Origin of the sequence: Thauera sp. WB-2, from assembly GCF_027594845.1 — a bacterium.
Classification (GTDB): domain Bacteria; phylum Pseudomonadota; class Gammaproteobacteria; order Burkholderiales; family Rhodocyclaceae; genus Thauera; species Thauera mechernichensis.
In genome coordinates this window covers 2,873,890-2,898,449 of sequence record NZ_CP088935.1, presented here as the reverse complement: position 1 = coordinate 2,898,449, position 24,560 = coordinate 2,873,890, and the positions used below count along the sequence as shown (strand labels likewise).

General features: G+C 61.8%; 15 protein-coding genes, 2 tRNA genes, 3 rRNA genes and 2 riboswitches. Of the genes, 14 read left to right on the top strand and 6 right to left on the bottom strand.

Annotated features, from left to right (window positions below):
• The first annotated feature begins 52 nt into the window (after nt 1-52).
• A complete protein-coding gene (locus LQF09_RS13265; protein ID WP_270068189.1) occupies nt 53-1,309 on the top strand; it encodes a 6-phosphofructokinase in 1,257 nt (418 codons plus the stop codon).
• A 52-nt stretch (nt 1,310-1,361) separates the two neighbouring features.
• Nucleotides 1,362-2,699 (top strand): SLC13 family permease, encoded by a 1,338-nt coding sequence (locus LQF09_RS13260; protein ID WP_270068188.1) that lies wholly within the window; start codon nt 1,362-1,364, stop codon nt 2,697-2,699.
• A 9-nt stretch (nt 2,700-2,708) separates the two neighbouring features.
• Here LQF09_RS13260 and LQF09_RS13255 read toward each other — a convergent pair whose 3' ends face one another.
• On the bottom strand, nt 2,709-5,321 hold the full coding sequence (locus tag LQF09_RS13255) for a glycosyltransferase (RefSeq protein ID WP_198291847.1): 2,613 nt from the start codon (nt 5,319-5,321) through the stop codon (nt 2,709-2,711).
• A gap of 256 nt (nt 5,322-5,577) precedes the next feature.
• Here LQF09_RS13255 and LQF09_RS13250 point away from each other — a divergent pair, with 256 nt between their 5' ends.
• Nucleotides 5,578-5,973 carry a hypothetical protein gene (locus tag LQF09_RS13250; RefSeq protein ID WP_270068187.1) on the top strand — a complete coding sequence of 132 codons (396 nt, stop codon included), beginning with the start codon at nt 5,578-5,580 and terminating at the stop codon, nt 5,971-5,973.
• Here the strand turns inward: LQF09_RS13250 and LQF09_RS13245 are convergent.
• The 4 genes from LQF09_RS13245 to gcvT form a co-directional block, all read right to left on the bottom strand.
• Nucleotides 5,908-7,524: a glycoside hydrolase family 17 protein gene (locus LQF09_RS13245; RefSeq protein WP_002945373.1), complete on the bottom strand. Its 1,617-nt coding sequence runs from the start codon at nt 7,522-7,524 to the stop codon at nt 5,908-5,910. The two genes, LQF09_RS13250 and LQF09_RS13245, sit on opposite strands and share 66 nt — an antisense overlap.
• Nucleotides 7,525-7,687: 163 nt before the next feature.
• Nucleotides 7,688-10,582 (bottom strand): aminomethyl-transferring glycine dehydrogenase, encoded by a 2,895-nt coding sequence (gene gcvP / locus LQF09_RS13240; RefSeq protein ID WP_270068186.1) that lies wholly within the window; start codon nt 10,580-10,582, stop codon nt 7,688-7,690.
• A 2-nt stretch (nt 10,583-10,584) separates the two neighbouring features.
• On the bottom strand, nt 10,585-10,971 hold the full coding sequence (gcvH, locus tag LQF09_RS13235) for a glycine cleavage system protein GcvH (RefSeq protein ID WP_270068185.1): 387 nt from the start codon (nt 10,969-10,971) through the stop codon (nt 10,585-10,587).
• A gap of 98 nt (nt 10,972-11,069) precedes the next feature.
• The gene (gcvT, locus tag LQF09_RS13230; RefSeq protein WP_270068184.1) at nt 11,070-12,161 is read right to left on the bottom strand and encodes a glycine cleavage system aminomethyltransferase GcvT; all 1,092 of its coding nucleotides are present in this window, start codon (nt 12,159-12,161) and stop codon (nt 11,070-11,072) included.
• A gap of 55 nt (nt 12,162-12,216) precedes the next feature.
• Nucleotides 12,217-12,350, bottom strand: a riboswitch (glycine riboswitch).
• Nucleotides 12,351-12,439, bottom strand: a riboswitch (glycine riboswitch).
• Nucleotides 12,440-12,973: 534 nt separating this feature from the next.
• Here gcvT and LQF09_RS13225 point away from each other — a divergent pair.
• From LQF09_RS13225 to rrf, 5 genes are all read left to right on the top strand, one after another.
• Nucleotides 12,974-14,510, top strand: a 16S ribosomal RNA gene (locus LQF09_RS13225).
• 77 nt (nt 14,511-14,587) lie between these two features.
• Nucleotides 14,588-14,664 (top strand) — tRNA-Ile (locus LQF09_RS13220).
• A gap of 27 nt (nt 14,665-14,691) precedes the next feature.
• Nucleotides 14,692-14,767 (top strand) — tRNA-Ala (locus tag LQF09_RS13215).
• A 311-nt stretch (nt 14,768-15,078) separates the two neighbouring features.
• Nucleotides 15,079-17,965 (top strand): 23S ribosomal RNA (locus LQF09_RS13210).
• A 118-nt stretch (nt 17,966-18,083) separates the two neighbouring features.
• Nucleotides 18,084-18,197 (top strand): 5S ribosomal RNA (rrf, locus tag LQF09_RS13205).
• The 16S, 23S and 5S rRNA genes sit together here with 2 tRNA genes alongside, the layout of an rRNA operon.
• Before the next feature lie 181 nt (nt 18,198-18,378).
• Here the strand turns inward: rrf and LQF09_RS13200 are convergent.
• Nucleotides 18,379-20,049: a sigma-54-dependent Fis family transcriptional regulator gene (locus tag LQF09_RS13200; RefSeq protein ID WP_002941023.1), complete on the bottom strand. Its 1,671-nt coding sequence runs from the start codon at nt 20,047-20,049 to the stop codon at nt 18,379-18,381.
• 255 nt (nt 20,050-20,304) lie between these two features.
• Between LQF09_RS13200 and LQF09_RS13195 the strand changes: the two genes are divergently transcribed.
• The 6 genes from LQF09_RS13195 to LQF09_RS13170 all read left to right on the top strand — a co-directional run bounded on the left by LQF09_RS13195 (nt 20,305) and on the right by LQF09_RS13170 (nt 24,487).
• Complete coding sequence (locus tag LQF09_RS13195) at nt 20,305-20,634, top strand: 2Fe-2S iron-sulfur cluster-binding protein (protein WP_270068183.1); 330 nt, start codon at nt 20,305-20,307, stop codon at nt 20,632-20,634.
• Between the two features lie 283 nt (nt 20,635-20,917).
• A complete protein-coding gene (locus tag LQF09_RS13190) occupies nt 20,918-21,181 on the top strand; it encodes a phenol hydroxylase subunit (protein ID WP_270068182.1) in 264 nt (87 codons plus the stop codon).
• Nucleotides 21,182-21,211: 30 nt separating this feature from the next.
• Nucleotides 21,212-22,207, top strand: coding sequence for an aromatic/alkene monooxygenase hydroxylase subunit beta (locus tag LQF09_RS13185; RefSeq protein WP_270068181.1), 996 nt, complete (start codon nt 21,212-21,214; stop codon nt 22,205-22,207).
• Between the two features lie 13 nt (nt 22,208-22,220).
• Nucleotides 22,221-22,490 (top strand): MmoB/DmpM family protein, encoded by a 270-nt coding sequence (locus LQF09_RS13180; protein ID WP_002932127.1) that lies wholly within the window; start codon nt 22,221-22,223, stop codon nt 22,488-22,490.
• A 21-nt stretch (nt 22,491-22,511) separates the two neighbouring features.
• Entirely contained in the window at nt 22,512-24,065 is a 1,554-nt protein-coding gene (locus LQF09_RS13175; RefSeq protein WP_002932126.1) for an aromatic/alkene/methane monooxygenase hydroxylase/oxygenase subunit alpha, read from the top strand.
• 62 nt (nt 24,066-24,127) lie between these two features.
• The gene (locus LQF09_RS13170) at nt 24,128-24,487 is read left to right on the top strand and encodes a phenol hydroxylase subunit P4 (RefSeq protein WP_002932125.1); all 360 of its coding nucleotides are present in this window, start codon (nt 24,128-24,130) and stop codon (nt 24,485-24,487) included.
• Nucleotides 24,488-24,560: the final 73 nt, after the last annotated feature.

Here is a 24,560-nt window from a genome sequence, read left to right as displayed (position 1 = left end):
CTGCGGCGAGATGCTTGCTTCGGCAAGGGATTTCGTCGGGAGGTCTGGCGCGATGACGCATTCGAACCTGCTCTATGCGCATTCGGGCGGCGTGACCGCCGTCATCAACGCGACCGCGGCGGCGGTGATCGAGACCGCGCGCAGCTACGCACCACGCATCGGAAAGGTGCTGGCAGCGCATCGCGGTATTGGTGGCGTGCTCGCCGAGGATCTGATCGATACGGATGCGCTCGATGAGACCGCGCTCGAGCGCCTGGCCCGTACGCCGGGCGGCGCTTTCGGCTCATGCCGGTTCGACCTGCCGCGGGACGATGGCGGAGCAGTGATGGATCGCCTGTTCGCAGTGTTCGACGCCCACCGCATCGGCTACCTGCTCTACAACGGCGGGAACGGTTCGATGGACGCGGTGGCGCGCCTGCATGACGAAGCGTTGCGCCGTGGCTATCCTCTGCAGTGTGTTGGCGTTCCGAAGACGGTGGACAACGATATCGTCGGCACCGACTGCTGCCCGGGCTTCGGTTCTGCCGCCAAGTACCTCGCAACCTCGATGCTGGAAGCCGGGCTCGACATCGCATCGATGGTCGGACGCAAGGGTAGCGTCTTCGTACTCGAGGTGATGGGGCGCAACACGGGCTGGCTGGCCGCGGCTACCGCGCTTGCCGCTGACGGCGATCCCGAGCGCGCGCCACATGTGGTGCTGCTGCCGGAGGTGGGGTTCGATGAGGCGCGCTTCCTGCAACGTGTGCGCGAGACGACCGAGCGGCTCGGCTATTGCACGGTGACGGTGTCAGAGGGCATCCGTCGCGCTGACGGCAGTCTGCTCATGGAGAAGTCGCGCGACCCGCGTGGTTACGTCCAGCTCGGCGGCGCAGGGTCGGCAATCGCACGCCTGCTCCATGAGCAACTCGGTTACAAGCATCATTGGGCGATCCCGGACTACCTGCAGCGTGCGAGCGGGCACTGGCTGTCGGCGAGCGATCGCGAGCAGGCGATGGCAGTCGGTCGGGCGGCAGTCGAGTATGCGCTTGCTGGCGGCGGTGGCCAGATGTCTGCCATCCGCCGCCTTCAGGATGCCCCTTACCGCTGGGATGTGGTCGCGGTGGACACGCGTCCGATCGCCAATCTCGAGCGTGCCCTGCCGTCTGCCTTCCTGAGCGCAGACGGACTCCACGTCACCCAGGCTGCTTGCGACTACATACGTCCGCTGATCGAGGGGGAGTTCACCCAGCCGGTGCGTGGCGGCCTGCCGGATTACCGGGCCTTCGAGCTACCCAGGCTGGCGCGTCTGCTGCCAGCCTGGGCTGGCTGAGCGCTTGGCTGCTCGGCGCCGTTTCCCCAGTCACTGTCCATAGGGTATCCACTTGTCTCGATCGATCAATCTGCTCATCGCTGGCCTGTTGTTCGTCGGTCTCAACACGTGGCTCGGTTCGGGACTCGGCGCCGCCGGCGCCGGGCTGGCCCTCGTGGCGACGATTGCCTGGTTGTGGATGAGCGAAGCGCTGCATGTCAGCGTCACCGCGCTGCTGGTGCCGCTGCTGGCAGCGGCGAGCGGTGTGCTTGCCTTCGACGAGGCCTTGTTGCAGTTCGCTGATCCGGTAATCTTCCTTTTTCTGGGTGGTTTCGCGCTTGCTGCGGGCCTGCAGCGCCAGGGACTGGATCGATGGATGGCGGGGCAGGTGATGCGGCGTGCCGGGGCGCACTTCGGTCGCGCCGTGCGCTGGATGTTCTGGCTCACTGCCTTCATGTCGATGTGGATCAGCAACACGGCCACGGCCGCGATGATGCTGCCGTTGGCGCTCGGATTGCTGTCGCCCCTGCCGGTCGAGCAGTACCGGCGCACCTGGATGTACGTGCTTCTTGGCGTCGCCTTCTCGGCCAACATCGGTGGCATCGGCACGCTGGTAGGTAGCCCGCCCAATGCGATCGCGGCCTCGAACGTGGGCCTGAGCTTCGCTGGCTGGCTCGCCTGGGGGTTGCCGCTGGTGCTCGTGCTGATGCCACTGATGGAGTTTGCGCTGCGTCGTACGCTGAAGCCCAGGCTCGACATCGTGCTGACTTCGCCGCCGCCGCCCGCAGCGTGGACCGGGCCGCAGAAGGCGATGCTTGGGGTGTTCGGGCTGACCGTCGCACTGTGGGTGTTTGGTGCGCCGCTGGGTGCAATGTTTGGTCTGGTACGCGGTTACGATGCGGCGGTCGCGATCCTCGCGCTTGTCCTTCTGCATGGGCTTGGGCTGGCCAGTTGGCGGGATGTCGAGCGCAGTACCGAGTGGGGCGTGCTGCTGCTGTTCGGGGGCGGGTTGACGCTGAGCAAGGCGCTGGCCGAGAGCGGCGCCGCCGCCTGGCTTGCCGCCCAACTCGGCGGTCCCCTGCAAAGCATGCCGGTGCTGCTTTGCCTGGGGCTGATGATCCTCTTCGCGCTCATCATCACCGAGGTCACCAGCAACACCGCCAGTGCGGCGCTGCTCATTCCGCTGTTCCTTGGTCTGGCGCCTCAGGTCGAAAGCGTGCCGCTTGCCGTACTGGTGGCGGTGGGCACGTCCTGCGCCTTCCTGCTGCCAGTGGCGACACCGCCCAACGCCATCGTGTTCGGTAGCGGCCACGTACCGCAGAAGGTGATGATCAAGGGCGGGCTGGGCGTGACACTGATCGTCTATCCCGCCCTGATCGTCGCTGCGGCGATCGGCTTGGTCCTCTACTGAGCGAAGCGCTCAGGCCTGCGGCTGGAGCACCGTCGCCGCCGCAGCGGGCTTGCGCTCCGGCATGTAGGCGGCAACCTGGCAGAGCACTGCGGCAACGTAGGGAATGCACTGCAGGCATAGGATGCCGACCCACAGTTGAGTCTCCAGGTTGTCTGCGCCGCGCTGCGCGACGAGGGTTGCCGCGCCGAGGAGCAGGGCGACGAGCATGCCGATCTCCTCGCGGATCGGATTGAAGAAGGCCAGTGCGCCGCCGCCGCGCCAGCCTTTGGGGGTGACGACGAACACGCCTTTCTTCTTGACCAGGCCGGCGAACACGCCGCGCGCGATCGCGTGCGCGAGACCTACCGACAGGATCGAGGCACCGAGGATGTCCTTCCACGGGCAATCCATGGTGCGCCGGTAGAGGATGGGGCCGAGCGCCGCCTTGAAGGCCATGAAGCCGAGGATGGGCAGCGCGAGTGCGATCACCGGCAGGCCGAAGGCCTTCGGGAACAGCAGGATGCCCAGCGTCCACAGCAGGCTGCCGAACGCGAACACGAGTTGCAGGGCGTCGCCCAGCCACGCGAACCAGCCCGTGAGGAAGTGGTAGCGCTGAGCGAGGTTGAGGTTGCTGCGGCCGATCATCTGCGGCAGGTGGGCCTTGAGAATCTGCATTGCGCCGAAGGCCCAGCGGAAGCGCTGGCTCTTGATCGCTGCGAAGCCCGAGGGTGTCAGGCCACGGCCGAGGATATGGTCGACATAGCGGGTGTCGTAGCCCTTCTCGATCAGGCGCAGACCGAGTTCGGTGTCCTCGCAGATGCACCATTCGGACCATCCGCCGACCTCTTCGAGCGCCAGGCGGCGCACCAGGGTCATGGTGCCGTGCTGGATCAGCGCGTTGCGCTCGTTGCGGTGGTGCATGCCGATGCGGAAGAAACCGTCGAACTCCCAGTTGCACATGCGCTTGAAGGGTTGGGTCTCCCAGTCGCGATGGGCCTGAGGTGCTTGTACGACGGCGACGTCGGGCTGGTCGAAGTGGGGGATCAGGCAGGCCAGCCAGTCGGGCTCGACCACGTAGTCCGCGTCGACCACGCCCACCACCTCGGCGCGCGGATCGGTGACCTTGAGGCCGTAGTTTAGGGCGCCAGCCTTGAAGCCGGGCCAATTGGCAAGGTGAAAGAAGCGGAAGCGCGGGCCAAGTTCGGCGCAGCGGCGCTCGAGCGGCTTCCACAGCGCCTCGTCGCGGGTGTTGTTGTCGAGCACGAGGACTTCGAAGTTCTCGTAGTTCATCTTCGCCAGACTATCGATGGTGGCGATCACCATCTCCGGCGGCTCGTTGTAGCAGGCGAGGTGGATCGATACGAAGGGTTGCTGGTCGGGGGCGTGCGGCGGCAGCGGCATGAAGCGGCGCTGCCATTTCTTCTTGAACAGTACCTCGCCGAACTCGAAGCCGTGCGACAGCAGCACCGCTGCTGTCATGCAGGTCGCGCCGATGAGCAGCACCAGGCCGATGAGGTCGCGCTGGGTGAGGTAATAGTCCACCGGGACGTTGATGCCGATGATCAGCGTGGACACGCAGGCCTGGATCAGCGCAGCGAGGAAGAGGCGGCCGAACACGCTCCAGCCGGGCAGGAAGAAGGCTGCCAGCATCATCGGGATGAACGCCAGTGCAGCGGCGTTGCTTGCCTTTTGCGACCAGTAGGGATCCCGCTCGACGAGGCCTTCGAGCGCATACTTGAGCTCGCGATCGGCATTGAACATGCCCCAGTAAGGACCCGCCCAGCCTTCGACATCGACCTTCCAGGGTTGGTCGATGGCCTCCATCAGGAAGTAGTCGATGCGTGGGGTGCGCGGGTGGGCGAGAAATTCGCGCACGAAGCGAGCCTGGTTGTCGAGCGAGGGGACCGAGGCGCCGATGGTAGGGCCGCGACTCGGCCAGCCGACCTCGCCGACGACGATCTTCTTGCGTGGGTGCGCCTTGGCGACTTCATCGTAGCGTTGGAAGGCATACTCGACCGCTTCCTCGACCGGCAGGCCTTCGTGATAAGGCAGCAAGTGCACGGTGATGTAGTCGACATGCTTGGCGAGCTCGGGGTAACGCAGCCACACGTGCCAGGGCTCGGCAGTGGATACCGGCTTGCGGATTGCCTTGCGTACCTGGTCGAGGTAGGTGATGAGCTCATCGACGCGCAAATCGCCGCGCAGGATGGCCTCGTTGCCGACCATCACGCGCTCGATGTGGCGCATGCTGCGGGCAGCGTCGATGAGGCCGTCGATCTCGCGAGCGTTCTTGTCCTTGTCGCCATCGAGCCAGGCACCGGCCGTGACCATCATGTCGCGCTCACCCGCCAGCGCCAGCAGGTCGGGCAGGTCATACATGCCGTAGGTGCGCAGGCCGTCCGACATGCGCCCGAGGAGGTCGAGGTCGGAGGCGACATCCTGGCGTGCGGGGTAGCTGCCGCGGAGCGGGCTTTGGTCACGCTGGAAGCCGTTGTAGGCGAAGCCCTTGATACTCTGGTTGGTGCCGATGAACTCGACCCCACGATTGAACTGCTGCCAGATCCAGTACTGAGCGAAGGCGACCATGGCGGCGATCGCGATGGCGACGGCCAGGCGGACTGCGAACGAAGCGGCGTGTTTCATATTCTTGTCTGGAGCCTTGCTGTGATCGTGCGGCGTGGTGGCCTTGCCCTCGTCTGCGTCGCGTGGTCGCGCCACGTGCAAATGTCGCTTGTGCCGTTGCTGTGACACAATCGCGAACATCGGGCGCGTCCCTTCGGACGGTGAGCCGGGCGCATTTTATGCGCCATTTCAGTCCCTTACGAGCGACGCACGATGCGAATTTGCAACAGCAGGTTTGTGCCGCGCTGCGGCCATGATTTTTAAGGATAAGCCCGGATTGAAGCCATTAGATTTCGACAAACATGCACTTCGGCAGGTCTTGCTCGTGGCCTGTGCAGTTGCCGGGGCAGCGCTCTGGCTGCGACACGGCGTGTTGGAGGCGGGGCTGTTGCCGCGCGACTGCACCAGTGGCGGTGAGCCGCTGTTGTGCCTGCTCAAGGACGCGCTGGTACAGGGCTTCATGCACCAGCGCGTCGGTTGGTTGAGCCTGGCGGCGGGGAGCGCGGCCTTCGTGCTGGGGTGCCGTCGCCTTGCCTGGCTGGGATGGGTCAGTGGCCTGTTGGGACTGGTGTTCTACAGTTATGATCCGGCTGCTGTTGGCACCCTGCTATCCCTGTTGGTGCTCGTGGCTGCGCAGCGCCAGAACCGGCACGGCGAGCGCAAGGCCGCATGACAGCCAGGCGATGGCCTGCGGGTTTGCGGGCTCGCTCAGCCAGCGTGCAATTACGCCAATAACGATGACGGCTGCGCAGGTGCGCTCTGCGATGGTGATGCGGCTGCGCCACCAGCCGATCACGCCGAATACCAGAGCAGGCGCAAGATAGAGCCAGGTGGGGAAGTCGCGATAGCGAGGATCCACCCACAGCAGCAGCGCTGCAACTGCCGCGGCGAACAGGAACAGGCCGCGCAGCAAGCCGACCGACGGCGCCTTGGAGCGCATGCGCTCGGCCCGCCACAAGCTGCGGGCGGCGCTCGCGGTATCGGGTATCGGCTCACCATGCCAGCGCGCCAGTACCAGCGGCAGCAGGCCTGCAAGTGCAGCGATGCCACCGAGCACACTCCATTCGAGCGCGTCGCGGTAGGCGAGATGAGCGTGCTCCCAGTGCAGTACCAAGATCACGCCGCCGACTGCGCCGCAGGCCGTCAGAGCGCTGACGCGAAGGCAGCGCGTCCTGCGTCCGGTGGCTGCGAGCAGGCAGGCGATCAGGCCTCCGAGCAGGGCACCGCCGATGGGGCCGAACAGGCTTTCGCGCTCGACGACAGCGCCCGCAAGTGCGAACTTGGGGTGCAGGCTGCCCGCTTCGAGCAGGCCCCAATGGCCGCCGACCGTGCCTTCCAGACGGCGTTTCCAGGGTTGGTCGATGGCCTCGATGATGTTGTAGTCCCACCCCTCCTGATGCGCCTGGTGTACGAACTCGCGGATATAGCGCGCCTGATTGACCAGGGATGGGCGGGATTGCTCTCTTTGGCGTCCCGCACTCGGCCAACCGGTCTCCCCGATCAGCACGGGCTTGGTGCCGAAATGGATGCCGACCTGGCGGCGAATGTCGGCCACGTGAGTGAGGGCGTGGTCGATATCGACCGGCTCATCCTCCCAGAACGGAAGAATGTGTACGGTGACGAAATCGACCTCCGCCGCGAGTTCATCGTGGCGAGTCCAGAATTCCCAGACGTCGGCGTACGTGACCGGTACCTGCGTGCGAGCCTTCGCGTCGCGGATCAAGGCCTGCATCTCGGCTGGTGTGCGCTCACGGCGCAGCAATACTTCGTTACCGACAATCAGCGCTCGCACGACGTCCGCATTGTCGTTTGCGAGCGTGATTGCGCGCTCGAGTTCCGCTGCGTTCGCGCTCACGTCGTAGCCGATCCAGGCGCCCAGCAGCACCTGCAGACCGAGTGGGCGGGCGAGTTCGGGTACGTGCTCGAGGCCCTGGCTGACCGAGTAGAGGCGCACGCAGCGGGTGATCTCTGCGAGGGCGGCAAGATCGGCTGCGATCTGCTCGCGCTCGATGCGGGTGTCGGGGTCGAGCGGAGTCTGTCCGGGACGGTGGTAGGGGGCGTAGGAGACACACTTGAGCTTCTCGCCAGCCCCGAGGTGCAGGTCGTGCATGGAAACCGGGCGCATCTGCGCGAGCAGGCCGGCAAACAACAGGATGAGCAGGGCGACGCTGGCGGCCAGCAGGGCCGACCAGAGCAGGTTACGGTGCGTGAGTGGGGTGAGCATGAGTCGGGTGAGTGAGCGAGTGGGGGTCTTCTTTTTTGGCTTCATGATAGGCCACTTGCGCACCCGAGTTTGAGGCGGCGGACCCGCAGGGCAAAAAAAAGCCACGCTCGTGGGCGTGGCTTTGCTGCAGTCGAGTGCCTGGGGCATGGCCCCAGGATCGGGCTCAGTCCGCGTAGTCGCTCATCGGCACGCAGGCGCAGAACAGGTTGCGGTCGCCATAGACGTCATCGATGCGGTTGACGCTCGGCCAGAACTTGTTCTCCGCGACCCAGGCCAGGGGGAACACCGCCTGTTCGCGCGAGTACGGGCGGGTCCACTCGCCGATGAAGTCGGCCTGGGTGTGGGGGGCGTTCCTCAGCGGGTTGTCCTCGGCCGGCCAGACGCCGGCCTCGACCTGGCGGATCTCGTCGCGGATCGCGATCATCGCGGCTGCGAAGCGCTCGAGTTCATCGAGGCCTTCGGACTCGGTAGGCTCGACCATGATTGTACCCGGCACCGGGAAGGACATGGTCGGCGCGTGGAAGCCGTAGTCCATCAGGCGCTTGGCGATGTCGACCTCGGAGATGCCGGTCGCGGCCTTGATCGGCCGGATGTCGAGGATGCATTCATGCGCGACGCGGCCCTGGCTGCCGGTGTAGAGCACCGGGTAGTGGTCCTTGAGGCGCTCGGCGAGGTAGTTGGCGTTGAGGATCGCTACCTCGGTCGCGCGCTTGAGGCCCTCTCCGCCCATCATCGTGATGTACATCCACGAGATCGGCAGGATGCTGGCGGAGCCGAAAGGCGCGGCCGAGACTGCGCCCTGGCCCAGGTTGGGACGGTCAGCGCCGCCCGTGGGCTGCACTACGTGGTCGGCCATGAAGGGCGCGAGGTGTGCGGCGAGGCCGATCGGCCCCATGCCCGGACCGCCGCCGCCGTGCGGGATGCAGAAGGTCTTGTGCAGGTTCATGTGCGACACGTCGGCACCGATCGTTGCCGGGGAGGTAAGGCCGACCTGGGCGTTGAGGTTGGCGCCGTCCATGTACACCTGGCCACCATGGGCATGGACGATGGCGCAGATCTCGCGGATCGATTCCTCGAACACGCCGTGCGTGGACGGGTAGGTGATCATCAGCGCTGCCAGCTGGGCAGCGTGCTTTTCGGCCTTGGCCTCGAGGTCGGCGACGTCCACGTTGCCGTTGTCGTCGCATTCGACCACCACCACCTGCATGCCGCACATCTGCGCGGTGGCCGGGTTGGTGCCGTGGGCAGACTTGGGAATCAGGCACACGTTGCGATGCGCCTCGCCGCGGCTGGCGTGATAGCGCGCGATCGCCACCAAGCCGGCGTACTCGCCCTGCGCGCCCGAGTTGGGCTGCATGCAGATCGCCGGGAAGCCGGTGACGGCACGCAGGTAGTCGGCCAAGCCCTCGATCATCTCGAGGTAGCCGGTAGCCTGTTCGCGGGGTGCGAACGGGTGCAGGTTGGCGAATGCCGGCCAGGTCACCGGGATCATCTCGCTGGTGGCGTTGAGCTTCATCGTGCACGAGCCGAGCGAGATCATCGAGTGATCGAGCGCAAGGTCGCGGTTCTGCAGCTTCTTGAGGTAGCGCAGCATCTCGTGCTCGGTGTGGTGCGTGTTGAATACCGGATGCGCCAGGATGGGGTCGGTGCGCAGCACCTCGGCGGGCAGGTTGCCGCCGCTCTGGGCGAGACGGGCGTCGAGCGCCGCGAGGTCGGCGTGGAGGCCGAAGCACTCGAGCACGCGGACGAGGTCGTCGCGGGTGGTTGTTTCATCCACGGCCAGCCCGAGGGTCGTGCCCGAAGCGACATGCAGGTTGTAGCCGGCATTTGCGGCTGCAGCGGCGATGGCCGGCGCGCGTGCGCCTGCATCGACCTGGATGGTGTCGAAGAAGGCGTCGGCATTGACCGTGAAGCCGCCCTCGCGCAGCGCTGCGGCGAGCAGTGCCGTCAGGCGATGGATGCGTGCTGCGATCGTGCGCAGGCCTTGCGGACCGTGATACACGGCATAGAAACCCGCCATGTTGGCGAGCAGGACCTGCGAGGTGCAGATGTTGGAGTTGGCCTTCTCGCGCCGGATGTGCTGCTCGCGCGTCTGCAGCGTCATGCGCAGCGCGGTCTTGCCGCGGGCGTCCTTCGAGACACCGATGATGCGGCCAGGCATCGAGCGCACGAAGGCTTCTCGGGTGGCGAAGAAGGCCGCGTGCGGGCCGCCGAAACCCATCGGTACGCCGAAGCGCTGCGCCGAGCCGAGTGCGATGTCTGCGCCCATTGCCCCCGGGCTCTTGAGCAGGACCAGCGCCATGAGGTCGCTGGCCACCGCGACGATTGTGCCCTTCGCCTTGAGTGCGGCGATCGGGGCCGACAGGTCGATCACCTCGCCGCGTGCGTTGGGGTACTGCAACAGGGCGCCAAAGGCGTCGTGTGCAGCGGCTTCTTGCGCCTTGCCGAACACCAGCTCGTAACCGAAGTAGTGCGCACGTGTGCGCACCACGTCGATGGTCTGCGGGAAGCAGGCTTCGTCGATGAAGAAGACGTTCGACTTGGACTTCGACACCCGGCGCGCCATGGTCATTGCTTCCGCGGCAGCTGTGGCCTCGTCGAGCAGGGACGCATTGGCAAGCTCCAGCCCGGTGAGATCGATCACCATCTGCTGGTAGTTGAGCAGTGCCTCCAGGCGGCCCTGGGCGATCTCGGCCTGGTAGGGTGTGTACGCGGTGTACCAGCCCGGGTTTTCCATCACGTTGCGCAGGATCACGGCCGGCGTGTGGGTGCCGTAGTAGCCCTGACCGATCAGGGACTTCCTGACCACGTTGTTGGCAGCGATTGTCTGGAGCCTGGCGAGCGCTTCATGCTCGGGGACTGCGGGCGCCAGCGGGAGCGCCTGCGCCAGGCGGATGCCGGCGGGGACGGTCTGCGCGATCAGCGCGTCGATGTCACGCACGCCGATCGTCGCGCACATGCGGGCGATCTGCTCGGTATCGGGGCCGATGTGGCGACCGATGAAGGCGTTGCGCTGCTCCAGTGCAGCGAGCGGGGCGGAAAGCAGGGTGTCGGTCATGGTCAGGCCTGGGCGATTTCCGCTTCGTAGCCGGCAGCATCCATCAGGGCGCCGACGTCGTCCGGGTTTGCGGGCTTGAGCTTGAACAGCCAGGCGCCGTAGGCGTCGGCGTTGACGCTCTCGGGGGCGTCGGCCACATCCTGGTTGTTGGCAATGACTTCGCCTGCCACGGGGGCGTAGATGTCGGAGGCGGCCTTGACCGACTCGATCACGGCACATGCTTCGCCTGCGCTCAGATTGCGGCCAGCTTCAGGCAGCTCGAGGAAGACCACGTCGCCGAGCGCCTCCTGGGCATGGTCGGTGACGCCGATGGTCAGCGTGCCATCGGCCTCGACACGGATCCATTCGTGGGACTTGGTGTACTTCAGTTCTGCGGGAACCTTGCTCATTCTCTTCTCCAGGTGTTGGGGGCGGTCATGCGACGACGCCCGGTCGGGTTGATTCTTCAGGCAGGTAAGGCTGGGGGCCACGTCGGCCTGACGCGGCGTCAGACAAGGATCTGTCCGTTGCGCACGAAGGGCAGCTTGACGGTGCGAGCTTTGAGGCGCTTGCCGCGCACTTCGACTTCGACCTCTTCGCCGGCTGCGGTTGCGAGCGGCATGCGAGCGAAGGCGACCGATTTCTCTAGCGTAGGCGAGAAGCTGCCGCTGGTGGTCTCGCCCTCGCCGGCAGCGGAGAAGACCTTCATGTGCGAGCGCAGCACACCCTTGTCCTCCAGTACAAGGCCGAGCAGTCGCTGGGTGCCGGGGTTTGCATCGAGTGCCGCGCGGCCGACGAAGTCGCGCTCCGGGTCCTTGAGGTCCACCGTCCATGACAGGCCGGCGTTCAGCGGCGATACGCCGTCGTCCATATCCTGGCCGTAGAGGTTCATGCCCGCCTCAAGGCGCAAGGTGTCGCGTGCGCCAAGGCCGCAGGGCTTGACCCCGGCCGCGAGCAGGGCATTCCACATTGCCTCGACGCGGCTCGCGGGGACGGCGATCTCCAGCCCGTCCTCGCCGGTGTAGCCGGTGCGGGCAATGAGCAGGTCGCCCGCCCTCACCCCGCTGAAGGGTGATGGTATGCCTCGCGAGGTTGATAGCTCGGGCAAGGCCGCTTGTGCGCGCTCGATCGCACGCGGCCCCTGAACTGCAATCATCGCCAGGTCACGACGCGCCTGCAGTGTGACATTGGCGGCAATGGTCGCGATGCGCTTGCGCATCCATGTAACGTCCTTGTCCGCCGTGCCGGCGTTCACGACGATGCGGTAGTCGGCATCGCTGAACCGATAGACGATCAGGTCGTCTATCACACCGCCTTGCTCGTTGAGCATGCAGCTGTACAAGGCCTTGCCAGCATCCTTGAGCTTGCTCACATCGTTGGCGAGGAGGTTGCGGAGAAAGGGCGTGGCGTCCGGACCTGCGAGATCCAGGGCGAGCATGTGAGACACGTCGAACATACCGGCGTCGCGGCGAACGGCGTGATGTTCCTCTATCTGGGAGCCATAGTTGACCGGCATGTCCCAGCCGGCAAAATCGACCATACGTGCACCTGATGCGATATGGGCGGCGTGCAGTGGGGTCTGCTTGGCAGGTGTGTTCATTAGAGTGGGCTCCGCGTGGTGAACGAAAAAAGGGCGAACGCGGCCGTCAGCCAGGTTCGCCCCATCTGTCCCTTGTACCTGAGAGATTTCGTCCTGCGCGTATACACATATGTAAGTACGCGTCAGGGCGGGTGCCCCTTCGGTGGATACGCCTGCCGCGCCTGCGGCCGTATCGCTCTCCAGACTTGTGATTCGCACGCGGTCCGTTGTGCCTGAGCGGTTCCGGGGGGTTGCGCCTTCGGCGACTCCATACGGGAGTTCTCTCCCGCGTGACGCGCGGACGATAACATTGCTGGCCGCAGAACGGCAACCGCGCCTTTGCAGGGTCCCGCCGCCTCGATGTACAGGGATGGGTGTGAGCCCGGGTCGCGGCGGCATGTGCTAGCCATATCAAGGAAGGAAAGGTGGCGACCAGGTGCTGTGCTCATACATCCATTTAAACCTTGATCGTTTTTTTTCTTGACGGTGTGGATTGGGTGTCTATAATGCGCACCTCTTCAGCGCTGCAGCGGTTTTTTCGGAAGTGCAGGCGGCGGTGGAGTTGGGAAGTGAGGTGGGTGTTTGGTGGATCTTTGTTCGGCGTAGCCGGGCGGCGGTAAAAAAAGATTCACGAAATGCTTGACAGTGAGTTTGAAGCTGATCATAATCTCGTTTCTCTGCTGCAGCGAATGCAGCGCTCTTTAAAAAATTGAACAACCGATAAGTGTGGGTGCTTGGTGGTTGTGGTCGAAAGCGACTTCGGTCGTTTTGGTTTCACAATGATTAGGTGCTCATGCTGATTAAAGTCAGTATTTTGAGTACTTTGCTGGATTGAACTTAAGAGTTTGATCCTGGCTCAGATTGAACGCTGGCGGCATGCTTTACACATGCAAGTCGAACGGCAGCGGGGGCTTCGGCCTGCCGGCGAGTGGCGAACGGGTGAGTAATGCATCGGAACGTGCCCATGTCGTGGGGGATAACGTATCGAAAGGTACGCTAATACCGCATACGTCCTGAGGGAGAAAGCGGGGGATCGCAAGACCTCGCGCGATTGGAGCGGCCGATGTCGGATTAGCTAGTAGGTGAGGTAAAGGCTCACCTAGGCGACGATCCGTAGCGGGTCTGAGAGGATGATCCGCCACACTGGGACTGAGACACGGCCCAGACTCCTACGGGAGGCAGCAGTGGGGAATTTTGGACAATGGGGGCAACCCTGATCCAGCCATGCCGCGTGAGTGAAGAAGGCCTTCGGGTTGTAAAGCTCTTTCGGCCGGGAAGAAATCGTGGTCTCTAACATAGGCCATGGATGACGGTACCGGACTAAGAAGCACCGGCTAACTACGTGCCAGCAGCCGCGGTAATACGTAGGGTGCGAGCGTTAATCGGAATTACTGGGCGTAAAGCGTGCGCAGGCGGTTTTGTAAGACAGATGTGAAATCCCCGGGCTTAACCTGGGAACTGCGTTTGTGACTGCAAGGCTAGAGTACGGCAGAGGGGGGTGGAATTCCTGGTGTAGCAGTGAAATGCGTAGATATCAGGAGGAACACCGATGGCGAAGGCAGCCCCCTGGGCCTGTACTGACGCTCATGCACGAAAGCGTGGGGAGCAAACAGGATTAGATACCCTGGTAGTCCACGCCCTAAACGATGTCGACTAGTCGTTCGGAGCAGCAATGCACTGAGTGACGCAGCTAACGCGTGAAGTCGACCGCCTGGGGAGTACGGCCGCAAGGTTAAAACTCAAAGGAATTGACGGGGACCCGCACAAGCGGTGGATGATGTGGATTAATTCGATGCAACGCGAAAAACCTTACCTACCCTTGACATGTCTGGAACCTTGCTGAGAGGCGAGGGTGCCTTCGGGAGCCAGAACACAGGTGCTGCATGGCTGTCGTCAGCTCGTGTCGTGAGATGTTGGGTTAAGTCCCGCAACGAGCGCAACCCTTGTCACTAGTTGCCATCATTTAGTTGGGCACTCTAGTGAGACTGCCGGTGACAAACCGGAGGAAGGTGGGGATGACGTCAAGTCCTCATGGCCCTTATGGGTAGGGCTTCACACGTCATACAATGGTCGGTACAGAGGGTTGCCAAGCCGCGAGGTGGAGCCAATCCCTTAAAGCCGATCGTAGTCCGGATCGTAGTCTGCAACTCGACTACGTGAAGTCGGAATCGCTAGTAATCGCAGATCAGCATGCTGCGGTGAATACGTTCCCGGGTCTTGTACACACCGCCCGTCACACCATGGGAGTGGGTTTCACCAGAAGTAGGTAGCTTAACCTTCGGGAGGGCGCTTACCACGGTGAGATTCATGACTGGGGTGAAGTCGTAACAAGGTAGCCGTATCGGAAGGTGCGGCTGGATCACCTCCTTTCAAGAGAACAGATCACGGTCTGCCAAGTATCCACAGCTTATCGGTTGTTCAGGCGAAGAGCCTCGAAGCATATGAGAGGGTCTGTAGCTCAGCTGGTTAGAGCACCGTCTTGATAAGGCGGGGGTCGTTGGTTCGAACCCAACCAGACCCACCAAGTCTTTTTGGTTGCTCGACACGAGAGGGGGCTGTAGCTCAGCTGGGAGAGCGGCGGCTTTGCAAGCCGTAGGTCGTCGGTTCGATCCCGACCAGCTCCACCAGAACTCGTGCGGCATGAAAGCAGGTGCTGCCAGTAGGCGTTCGAGAAGTCAGACATGGTGATGGATGTCGTCATGTCTGACTTCTTGATCGATGGGCGACTCGGTTCGAGTCGGTTGTCGGTTGTTTGAGGTTCGCTCTTTAACAAAGTGGAAGAAGTGTAGTACGTACCGAGCCGGTGCGTACTGCAAGTTGTGTGATTGCATTGATCCGGTGCTGAGCTTGTCAGCGTAGTGCCGGATCGCACAAACGAGTTCGTTCCTGTACGAAGGGTCTTCGAGATCGCAAGATCGGAGAGGATCCAAGGTTATAGGATCAAGCGACTAAGTGCATGTGGTGGATGCCTTGGCGATCACAGGCGATGAAGGACGTGTAAGCCTGCGAAAAGCGTGGGGGAGCTGGCAATAGAGCTTTGATCCCACGATGTCCGAATGGGGAAACCCACCCCGCAAGGGGTATCCCAGACTGAATACATAGGTCTGAGGAGGCGAACGCGGCGAACTGAAACATCTAAGTAGCCGCAGGAACAGAAATCAACCGAGATTCCGCAAGTAGTGGCGAGCGAACGCGGAGCAGCCTGCACGACTAAACCATCAGCTTAGCAAAACGGTCTGGAAAGTCCGACGATACAGGGTGATAGTCCCGTATGCGAAAAGCCGGTGGCGGGTCTGAGCGTGCGACAAGTAGGGCGGGACACGAGAAATCCTGTCTGAAGATGGGGGGACCATCCTCCAAGGCTAAATACTCGTGATCGACCGATAGTGAACCAGTACCGTGAGGGAAAGGCGAAAAGAACCCCGGGAGGGGAGTGAAATAGATCCTGAAACCGCATGCATACAAACAGTGGGAGCCTCGTAAGGGGTGACTGCGTACCTTTTGTATAATGGGTCAGCGACTTACGTTCAGTGGCGAGCTTAACCGAATAGGGGAGGCGTAGCGAAAGCGAGTCTGATAAGGGCGACTTAGTCGCTGGGCGTAGACCCGAAACCGGATGATCTATCCATGGCCAGGATGAAGGTGCCGTAACAGGTACTGGAGGTCCGAACCCACTAACGTTGAAAAGTTAGGGGATGAGCTGTGGATAGGGGTGAAAGGCTAAACAAATCCGGAAATAGCTGGTTCTCCCCGAAAACTATTTAGGTAGTGCGTCGTACGGACACTTGCGGGGGTAGAGCACTGTAATCGTTGGGGGGGTCATTGCGATCTACCCCGCGATAGCAAACTCCGAATACCGCAAAGTGATATACGGCAGACAGACATCGGGTGCTAACGTCCGGTGTCAAGAGGGAAACAACCCAGACCGCCAGCTAAGGTCCCAAATGCATGGCTAAGTGGCAAACGAGGTGGGAAGGCATAGACAGCTAGGAGGTTGGCTTAGAAGCAGCCACCCTTTAAAGAAAGCGTAATAGCTCACTAGTCGAGTCGTCCTGCGCGGAAGATGTAACGGGGCTCAAGCCATGAACCGAAGCTGCGGATGTGTCTTTGACACGTGGTAGGGGAGCGTTCCGTAAGCCTGCGAAGGTGTCTCGTAAGGGATGCTGGAGGTATCGGAAGTGCGAATGCTGACATGAGTAGCGATAAAGGGTGTGAAAAGCACCCTCGCCGTAAGCCCAAGGTTTCCTGCGCAACGTTCATCGGCGCAGGGTGAGTCGGCCCCTAAGGCGAGGCAGAAATGCGTAGTCGATGGGAAACAGGTCAATATTCCTGTACCGCTCTTAGATGCGATGGGGGGACGGAGAAGGTTAGCTCAGCCATCTGTTGGAATAGGTGGTTTAAGCGTGTAGGCGTGCTGCGTAGGCAAATCCGCGTGGCTTAGCTGAGGCGTGATGACGAGGATCTTCGGATCCGAAGTGAGTGATACCCGGCTTCCAGGAAAAGCCTCTAAGCTTCAGTCTAAGAGTGACCGTACCGCAAACCGACACAGGTGGGCTGGTAGAGAATACCAAGGCGCTTGAGAGAACTCAGGAGAAGGAACTCGGCAAATTGATACCGTAACTTCGGGAGAAGGTATGCCCCTGGTACGTGAAGGCCCTCGCGGCCGGAGCGGAACGGGGTCGCAGAGAATCGGTGGCTGCGACTGTTTATTAAAAACACAGCACTCTGCAAACACGAAAGTGGACGTATAGGGTGTGACGCCTGCCCGGTGCCGGAAGGTTAAGTGATGGGGTGCAAGCTCTTGATCGAAGCCCCGGTAAACGGCGGCCGTAACTATAACGGTCCTAAGGTAGCGAAATTCCTTGTCGGGTAAGTTCCGACCTGCACGAATGGCGTAACGATGGCCACACTGTCTCCTCCTGAGACTCAGCGAAGTTGAAATGTTTGTGAAGATGCAATCTCCCCGCGGCTAGACGGAAAGACCCCATGAACCTTTACTGTAGCTTTGCATTGGACTTTGACGGGACTTGTGTAGGATAGGTGGGAGGCTATGAAACCGGGACGCCAGTTCCGGTGGAGCCAACCTTGAAATACCACCCTGGTGTCGTTGAGGTTCTAACCCAGGCCTGTGAATCCAGGTCGGGGACCGTGCATGGTGGGCAGTTTGACTGGGGCGGTCTCCTCCCAAAAGGTAACGGAGGAGTACGAAGGTCACCTAGGTACGGTCGGACATCGTACTGATAGTGCAATGGCAAAAGGTGGCTTGACTGCGAGTCCAACAAGACGAGCAGGTGCGAAAGCAGGTCATAGTGATCCGGTGGTTCTGTATGGAAGGGCCATCGCTCAACGGATAAAAGGTACTCTGGGGATAACAGGCTGATTCCGCCCAAGAGTTCACATCGACGGCGGAGTTTGGCACCTCGATGTCGGCTCATCACATCCTGGGGCTGTAGCCGGTCCCAAGGGTATGGCTGTTCGCCATTTAAAGTGGTACGTGAGCTGGGTTTAAAACGTCGTGAGACAGTTTGGTCCCTATCTGCCGTGGGCGCTGGAAGTTTGAGAGGGCCTGCTCCTAGTACGAGAGGACCGGAGTGGACGCACCCCTGGTGTACCGGTTGTGACGCCAGTCGCATCGCCGGGTAGCTATGTGCGGAAGAGATAACCGCTGAAAGCATCTAAGCGGGAAACTCGCCTCAAGATGAGACTTCCCCGGGGCCTCGAGCCCCCTGAAGGGTCGTTGAAGACCACAACGTTGATAGGCCGGGTGTGTAAGCGTGGCAACACGTTCAGCTAACCGGTACTAATTGCCCGTGTGGCTTGATCCTATAACCTTCAACACAAAACGAACTCGACTCTCTGGTGAAAGCATCAACACACCAGACAATCACACAACACTTCTTCCTAACTTTGCTTCAGCTCAATACGCTGAAGAACAAGTCAAAGTCTGACGACCATAGCTGTGTGGAACCACCCCTTCCCTTCCCGAACAGGACCGTGAAACGCACATGCGCCGATGATAGTGAGGTCCGCCCTCGTGAAAGTAGGTCATCGTCAGACTAACCCACAAAACAAAGCCCTGCTCTCAAAAGAAAGCAGGGCTTTGTTACGTCAACGCGCCGAATAAACATAAACGCCACCCACAACGCGCTCGAAAACAGCCGCAAAAGCCTGCATCGACACCAGGCAGATCAGTCCCGCAACCGCCACGCCTCCCGGCGATGCCTCCAAAGCCCGAACCTCAGCACAACCTCTTCTTCAGGCGGTAGTTCAGCTGAGGACGCGTCATGCCAAGCAGGCGGGCCGCTGCCGATAGATTGCCGCCAGCGCGTTCTACCGCTCGATTGAGCAGGGCTTGCTCGAATGCATCGAGCTCGATGCCGCTGTCGAGTACGGCGTCGGGTAGGTCGATGCTGTTTGTCTGCTGCATGGTGTCAAGACTTCCGCTCGCGTTCAGCTGTTGCTGTAAGCCGGATTCCGGTGCTGCGCCGATGAAAAGGTGCTCCACTTCGACAAGGCCATTGAGCGGTGCGAGGATCACGCCGCGCTCGATCACGTTTTCCAGTTCGCGCACGTTACCGGGCCAGCTGTGGTTCTTCAGGGCGTGCATTGCTTTGTCGCTGATGCCTGACAGGCGTTTGCCGTGCAGTGTCTCGAAGCGTCGCATCATTGCTTCGACAAGCGTGGGGATGTCTCCCACCCGCTCGCGTAGTGGTGGGATCGTGACTGGGTAGACGTTGAGGCGGTAGAACAGGTCCCGACGGAAAGTGCCCGCATTCACCGCACGCAGCAGGTCGACGTTCGTAGCTGCTACCAGACGAACATTCACCTTCCGAGTACGTTCATCGCCGAGGCGTTCGATTTCACCCTCCTGGAGTACTCTCAGCAGCTTTGCCTGGGCGGACAGGGGGAGTTCTCCGACTTCGTCCAGAAAGAGGGTGCCACCGTCAGCGCGTTCGAACTTGCCGGCTCGTGAAGCGTGGGCGCCTGTAAACGCTCCTCGTTCAACCCCGAAAAGCTCGGACTCGATCAGCTCGTCCGGGAGCGCTGCGCAGTTAACCGCGACGAAGGCGGCATCCTTGCGGGGACTGAGCTCGTGCAGCGTGCGTGCGAAGCGCTCCTTGCCTACGCCTGTTTCGCCGAGCAACAGTACGGAAACGTTGGTGACCGCAGCGCGCGCGACGAGGTCATAGGCGTGAAGGAAGCCGGCCGAGTTGCCGATCAGATCGGGGGTCTTGCGCGGACAGGCGATGGTCCTGCGCATGGCTTCGATTTCCTCACGCAGTTCAAGCAGGCGCCCAACGATGGAGTCGGCCTCGAAATAAGGGCGCAGCTGGTCGGCATCCGGCCATTCCTCAACCGGTTTGCCAACGATGCGGCAGTGCTCGACACCTGTGGCGGCACATTCGACTTCGCGGAACAGAATGAAACGGCCCATGAACGCGCTCGTATAGCCCGAGGCGTACCCGATCATCATCCAGCACACTGGGTTCTCGACCTCGCCGAAAGCCTGGACATGTGCTTCTGCTTCCCACGAGTGGTGCCAGATGAATTCGCCGTAGAAGGTACAGCCCGGCTGATTGATCTCGAGACGAACGGGTTCAACCCGGGCACAGCCTTCCAGCATGTGGAGCTGAGGCCCCATTACGAAGGCCTCGGCGGGGTCGGCCGAGCCGCGCGTGCGGCGAGATAGCTCCGCATCGCGCATACCCGATGCGAAGCCCATGCGGGTGAGGATGCGCCGTGCCTGCTCCTGTCCGACCGACGCGATGAGCTCCTTGCGTAACTCCGAGAGTGCGCCGGCATGCAGCAGCAGCATACGGTGCTCGCCCAGCCAGATCAGTCCTTCTTCCGGGGCAAACTTGAGCAGGCCGCGTAGGTCGGTGCTCTCCGGGTAATGGATGGAACTCAAGCCTCTCCTCCTCGTCCTGCCTCAATGCTCACTCTCCGGCGAGCCCTTGGTGTTCGCGTAGCGGTACGCGACACGTCATTCGGGAGCTTACCTGACACACGGGTACAGGAGAACTCCAGCGCTGTTCGAATAGTAAGGAAAATCTCGAGAAAAAGGAATTGGGTGGTATATTTCTTGAGTGGGGTTGTGGCGAGAAGGTGTGGTGCACGTTCTGCTCACACCTGTACGACAAGAAAGGCGAGGAGGAGGAGCAAAGTGGTAGAGAAGTTTTCGGTATTGATCGAGGACAGCGGTGAGTTCGTGCGCTGTGGCGCGGACGATAACGTGTTGCGGGCGATGGAGGTTTTGGGGCGCAAGGGCATTCCGGTGGGCTGTCGCGGTGGTGGCTGCGGCGTCTGCAAGGTGCGGGTGACCACCGGCCGTTACCACACGCGCAAGATGAGCAGGGCCTGCGTAAGTGAGGCGGAAGAGGCGGTCGGGATCGTTCTTGCTTGCAAGCTGTTCCCTGACAGCGACCTCGAGCTCAAGGTGGAGGGCAAGATGTTGAAGGCGCTGAAGAGGCCCGCGGTGGATGGGCCAAGGTAGGCGTAGTCCGGGCCTGGTCGGGTTGCGAAAGGGCTGGTACGTGTTGGCGTACCAGCCCTTTTTTCATGGTGCATGGCAATAAATGGAATTGATCAAATGATCAAGCGAGTTTTCTGATTGAGCATTTCATCAACAGGAATCTTCCTCCGTCTCCGCTGTAAATCTCGAGAACCTGGCTTAGTGCGCGTAAATGCTCGGAGTTGTGAGATTGGCACGGAATTTGTTTAGCTCCCTGCAGAAGCACCCCAGCATTCACCAGTTCGAACGGGAGGTACCTCGGCAAATGGACAAGCAAGCGCCTGTGATCGACGTCAGTAGAAAGTACGTGCGCCTCATCGAGCGGAGATCCGACGGTTTCATCGAGTTCGAGTTTGCGATCGGAGAGCCGGATCTGTTCGCCGAGATGTTGCTTCCAGCCGAGGCGTTCAAGGCGTTCTGCGAAGCCAACGAGGTCATCCATCTCGGTCCTCGCGAGGCCTCGGACGCGGCCGAGAACGCCGACTGGAACTGGAGCCTGCACCAGGCAACCCACCAGCGATTCCGTTGAATCGCTTACGAATCATAAGGAGGAGAGTTCATGCAGATCGATTTGCGCACGGTGTCCATCAAGCCTTTGCGGCACACCTTCGACAACATCGCACGCCGAATTGGGGGCGACAAACCGGCGTCGCGTTATCAGGAAGGCACGCTCGACATGCAGCAAACGGCCAACTTCCATTACCGGCCGACCTGGGACCCTGAGCACGACATCTACGATGCCTCGCGTACCGCGATCAAGATGTCGGACTGGTACGCGTTCAAGGATCCACGCCAGTTCTACTACGGTGCCTACACCATGGCGCGCGCCAAGCAGCAGGATACCGCGGAGGCGAACTTCGACTTCGTCGAGAACCGTGGTCTGGCTGCGACGCTGCCCGAATCGGTGCGAGAGACCGTGCTCAAGGTGCTGCTGCCGCTGCGCCATGTCGCCTGGGGTTCGAACATGAACAATGCCAGCGTCTGTGCCTACAGCTACGGTACCGGCTTCTCGCAGCCACATATCTATCACGCGATGGACCAGCTCGGCATCGCGCAGTACATCACCCGTGTCGGCTTGCTGCTGGGCGATGTCGAGTCGCTCGAGGAGGCCAAGCGGGCCTGGGTGGAGGACGACGCCTGGCAGGGGCTGCGCCGTTACGTCGAGGACACCTTCGTCATCAAGGACCCGGTGGAGTTGTTCGTCGCCCAGAACGCTGCGCTCGACGGCCTCCTGTACGCGCTGGTGTACGAAACCATCATCGACGATGTGCTCTCGTCGCAGGGCGGCACGCCGGTGGCGATGCTCACTCAGTTCATGACCGACTGGTTTGCCGAAACCCGTAAGTGGGTCGATGCCACAGTGAAGATCGCGGCCAGCGAGTCGGCGGAGAACAAGGCTGTCATGGCCGGCTGGCTGACGCACTGGCGCGACCGTGCTGCTGCCGCGCTGCTGCCCGTTGGCCGCATTGCATTGGGTGATCGCGCCGACGAGGCCCTGGCCGAGGTGGTCCAGCAGTTCAATGCGCGCATGGCCAAGGCCGGCGTCACCCTCTGAGGAGAGCTCCCGAATGTCGACCGTATTTCTTGCTTTGCAGACCAACGAGGAAACCCGCCCGATCATCGAGGCGATCCTGCAGGACAACCCCGGCGCTGTCGTCGATGAGCAGCCCGCGATGGTGAAGATCAACGCCGAGCGCGAACTCATCGTTCGCCGCGAGACGATCGAGGAGATCACCGGGAACGACTACGACCTGCAGTCGCTGCAGGTCAACATGATCACGATGTCGGGCAACCTCGATCAGACCGACGACGAAATCCGCCTTTTCTGGAAGGCCTGAGGGACATAGGAGACTCCGCACATGGACATGCAAGTTGCCAAGAAGAAGCTGGGCCTGAAGGAACGCTACGCGGTGATGACGCGCGGTCTGGACTGGACGCCGTCTTACCAGAAGATGGAGGACATCTACCCTTACATGCAGTACGAGGGGATCAAGATCCACGACTGGGACAAGTGGGAGGACCCGTTCCGCCTCACCATGGACGCCTACTGGAAGTACCAGGCCGAGAAGGAGCGCAAGCTGTACGCGATCATCGACGCCTTCAACCAGAACAACGGCCACCTCAACGTCACCGATGCGCGCTACGTCAACACGGTCAAGCTGTTCATCAGCGGCATCAGCCCGCTCGAGTATGTTGCGCACCGTGGCTTTGCGCATGCCGGCCGCGCCTTCCCCGGCCCCGGGCCGCGCGTCGCCTGCCTGATGCAGTCGCTCGACGAGATCCGCCATGCCCAGACCCAGGTGCACTCGATCTCGAACTACAACAAGTACTACAACGGCATGCACGACTTCCACCACATGCATGACCGCGTGTGGTTCCTGTCGGTGCCCAAGAGCTTCTTCGACGACGCCATCACCGCGGGCCCGTTCGAGTTCATGGTCTCGATCGGCTTCTCGTTCGAGTACGTGCTCACCAACCTGCTGTTCGTGCCCTTCGTCTCGGGCGCCGCCTACAACGGCGACATGGGTACGATGACCTTCGGCTTCTCGGCGCAGTCCGACGAGGCGCGCCACATGACCCTCGGCCTGGAGGTGATCAAGTTCATCCTCGAGCAGGACCCCGCCAACGTGCCGATCGTGCAGCGCTGGATCGACAAGTGGACCTGGCGCGGTTATCGCGTCCTGACCCTGGTGGCGATGATGATGGACTACATGCTGCCCAAGCGCACGATGAGCTGGAAGGAAGCCTGGGAGGTGTACTTCGAGGAGAACGGCGGTGCGCTGTTCAAGGACCTCGCCCGCTACGGCATCACCATGCCCAAGTGCGCCGAGCAGATCGCGCTCGAGAAGGATCACCTTTCGCACCAGGCCTGGAGCACTTTCTACAACTACGCCGCCGCTGCCAACTTCCACACCTGGATGCCGGATGAGGACGAGATGGCGTGGCTGTCGAGCAAGTACCCGGAGAGCTTCGACAAACATTACCGCCCGCGCTACGAGTTCTGGCGCGAGCAGGCCGCCAAGGGCAATCGCTTCTACAACAAGACGCTGCCGATGCTGTGCCAGACCTGCCAGATTCCGATGCTGTTCACCGAGCCGGGCGACCCGACCAAGATCTGCTATCGCGAGGTCGATTACAAGGGCGACAAGTACCACTTCTGTTCCGACCACTGCAAGGAGATCTTCGAGCACGAGCCCGAGAAGTACGTCCAGTCCTGGCTACCGGTTCACCAGATCTATCAGGGCAACTGCTTCCCCGAGGGTACCGATCCCACCGTCGAGGGCTTCGATCCGCTGGCAGCCGTGCTGAAGTACTACAACCTCGAATTCGGTCGTGACAACCTCGACTTCGACATTTCCGAGGACAAGAAGAACTTCGCCGAATGGCGTGGCCAGGCGACGAAGAACGCTTGATCGTCCACCGCGCCGGGTACGAAGGTGCTCGGCGCAACAAGGACTTAGCTAGGAGACAAGACATGGCTGTTGCCGCTGTTTCGAAATACGAATTCGCCCCCGCCGACACCCAGGACAAGTTCCACGGTGCCCAGTTGCTCTACATCGGCTGGGAGGACCACCTGCTGTTCTGTGCCCCGTTCTGCTTCCCGTTCCCGCCGACGATGCGCTTCGGCGACGTCGTCGCCGGCCCGATGCAGGCCGCCTTCGGCTACCACCCGGACTTCGCCCGGATCGACTGGAGCACGGTGGAGTGGCTGAAGTCGGGCAAACCGGTCGTGCTCGACTTCGACAAGTCGCTCGCCGACAACGGGCTCAAGCACAAGGACGTGATCCGCTTCCGCACGCCTGGACTTGCTGGCATCAAGGGGTCGTGCAGCTGACGCCGAGCAGAAATGGCAGCCCGTTCTGGCGGGCCGCCATCGGCATCCGGTGGAGAACGGAAAGGAACGGGAA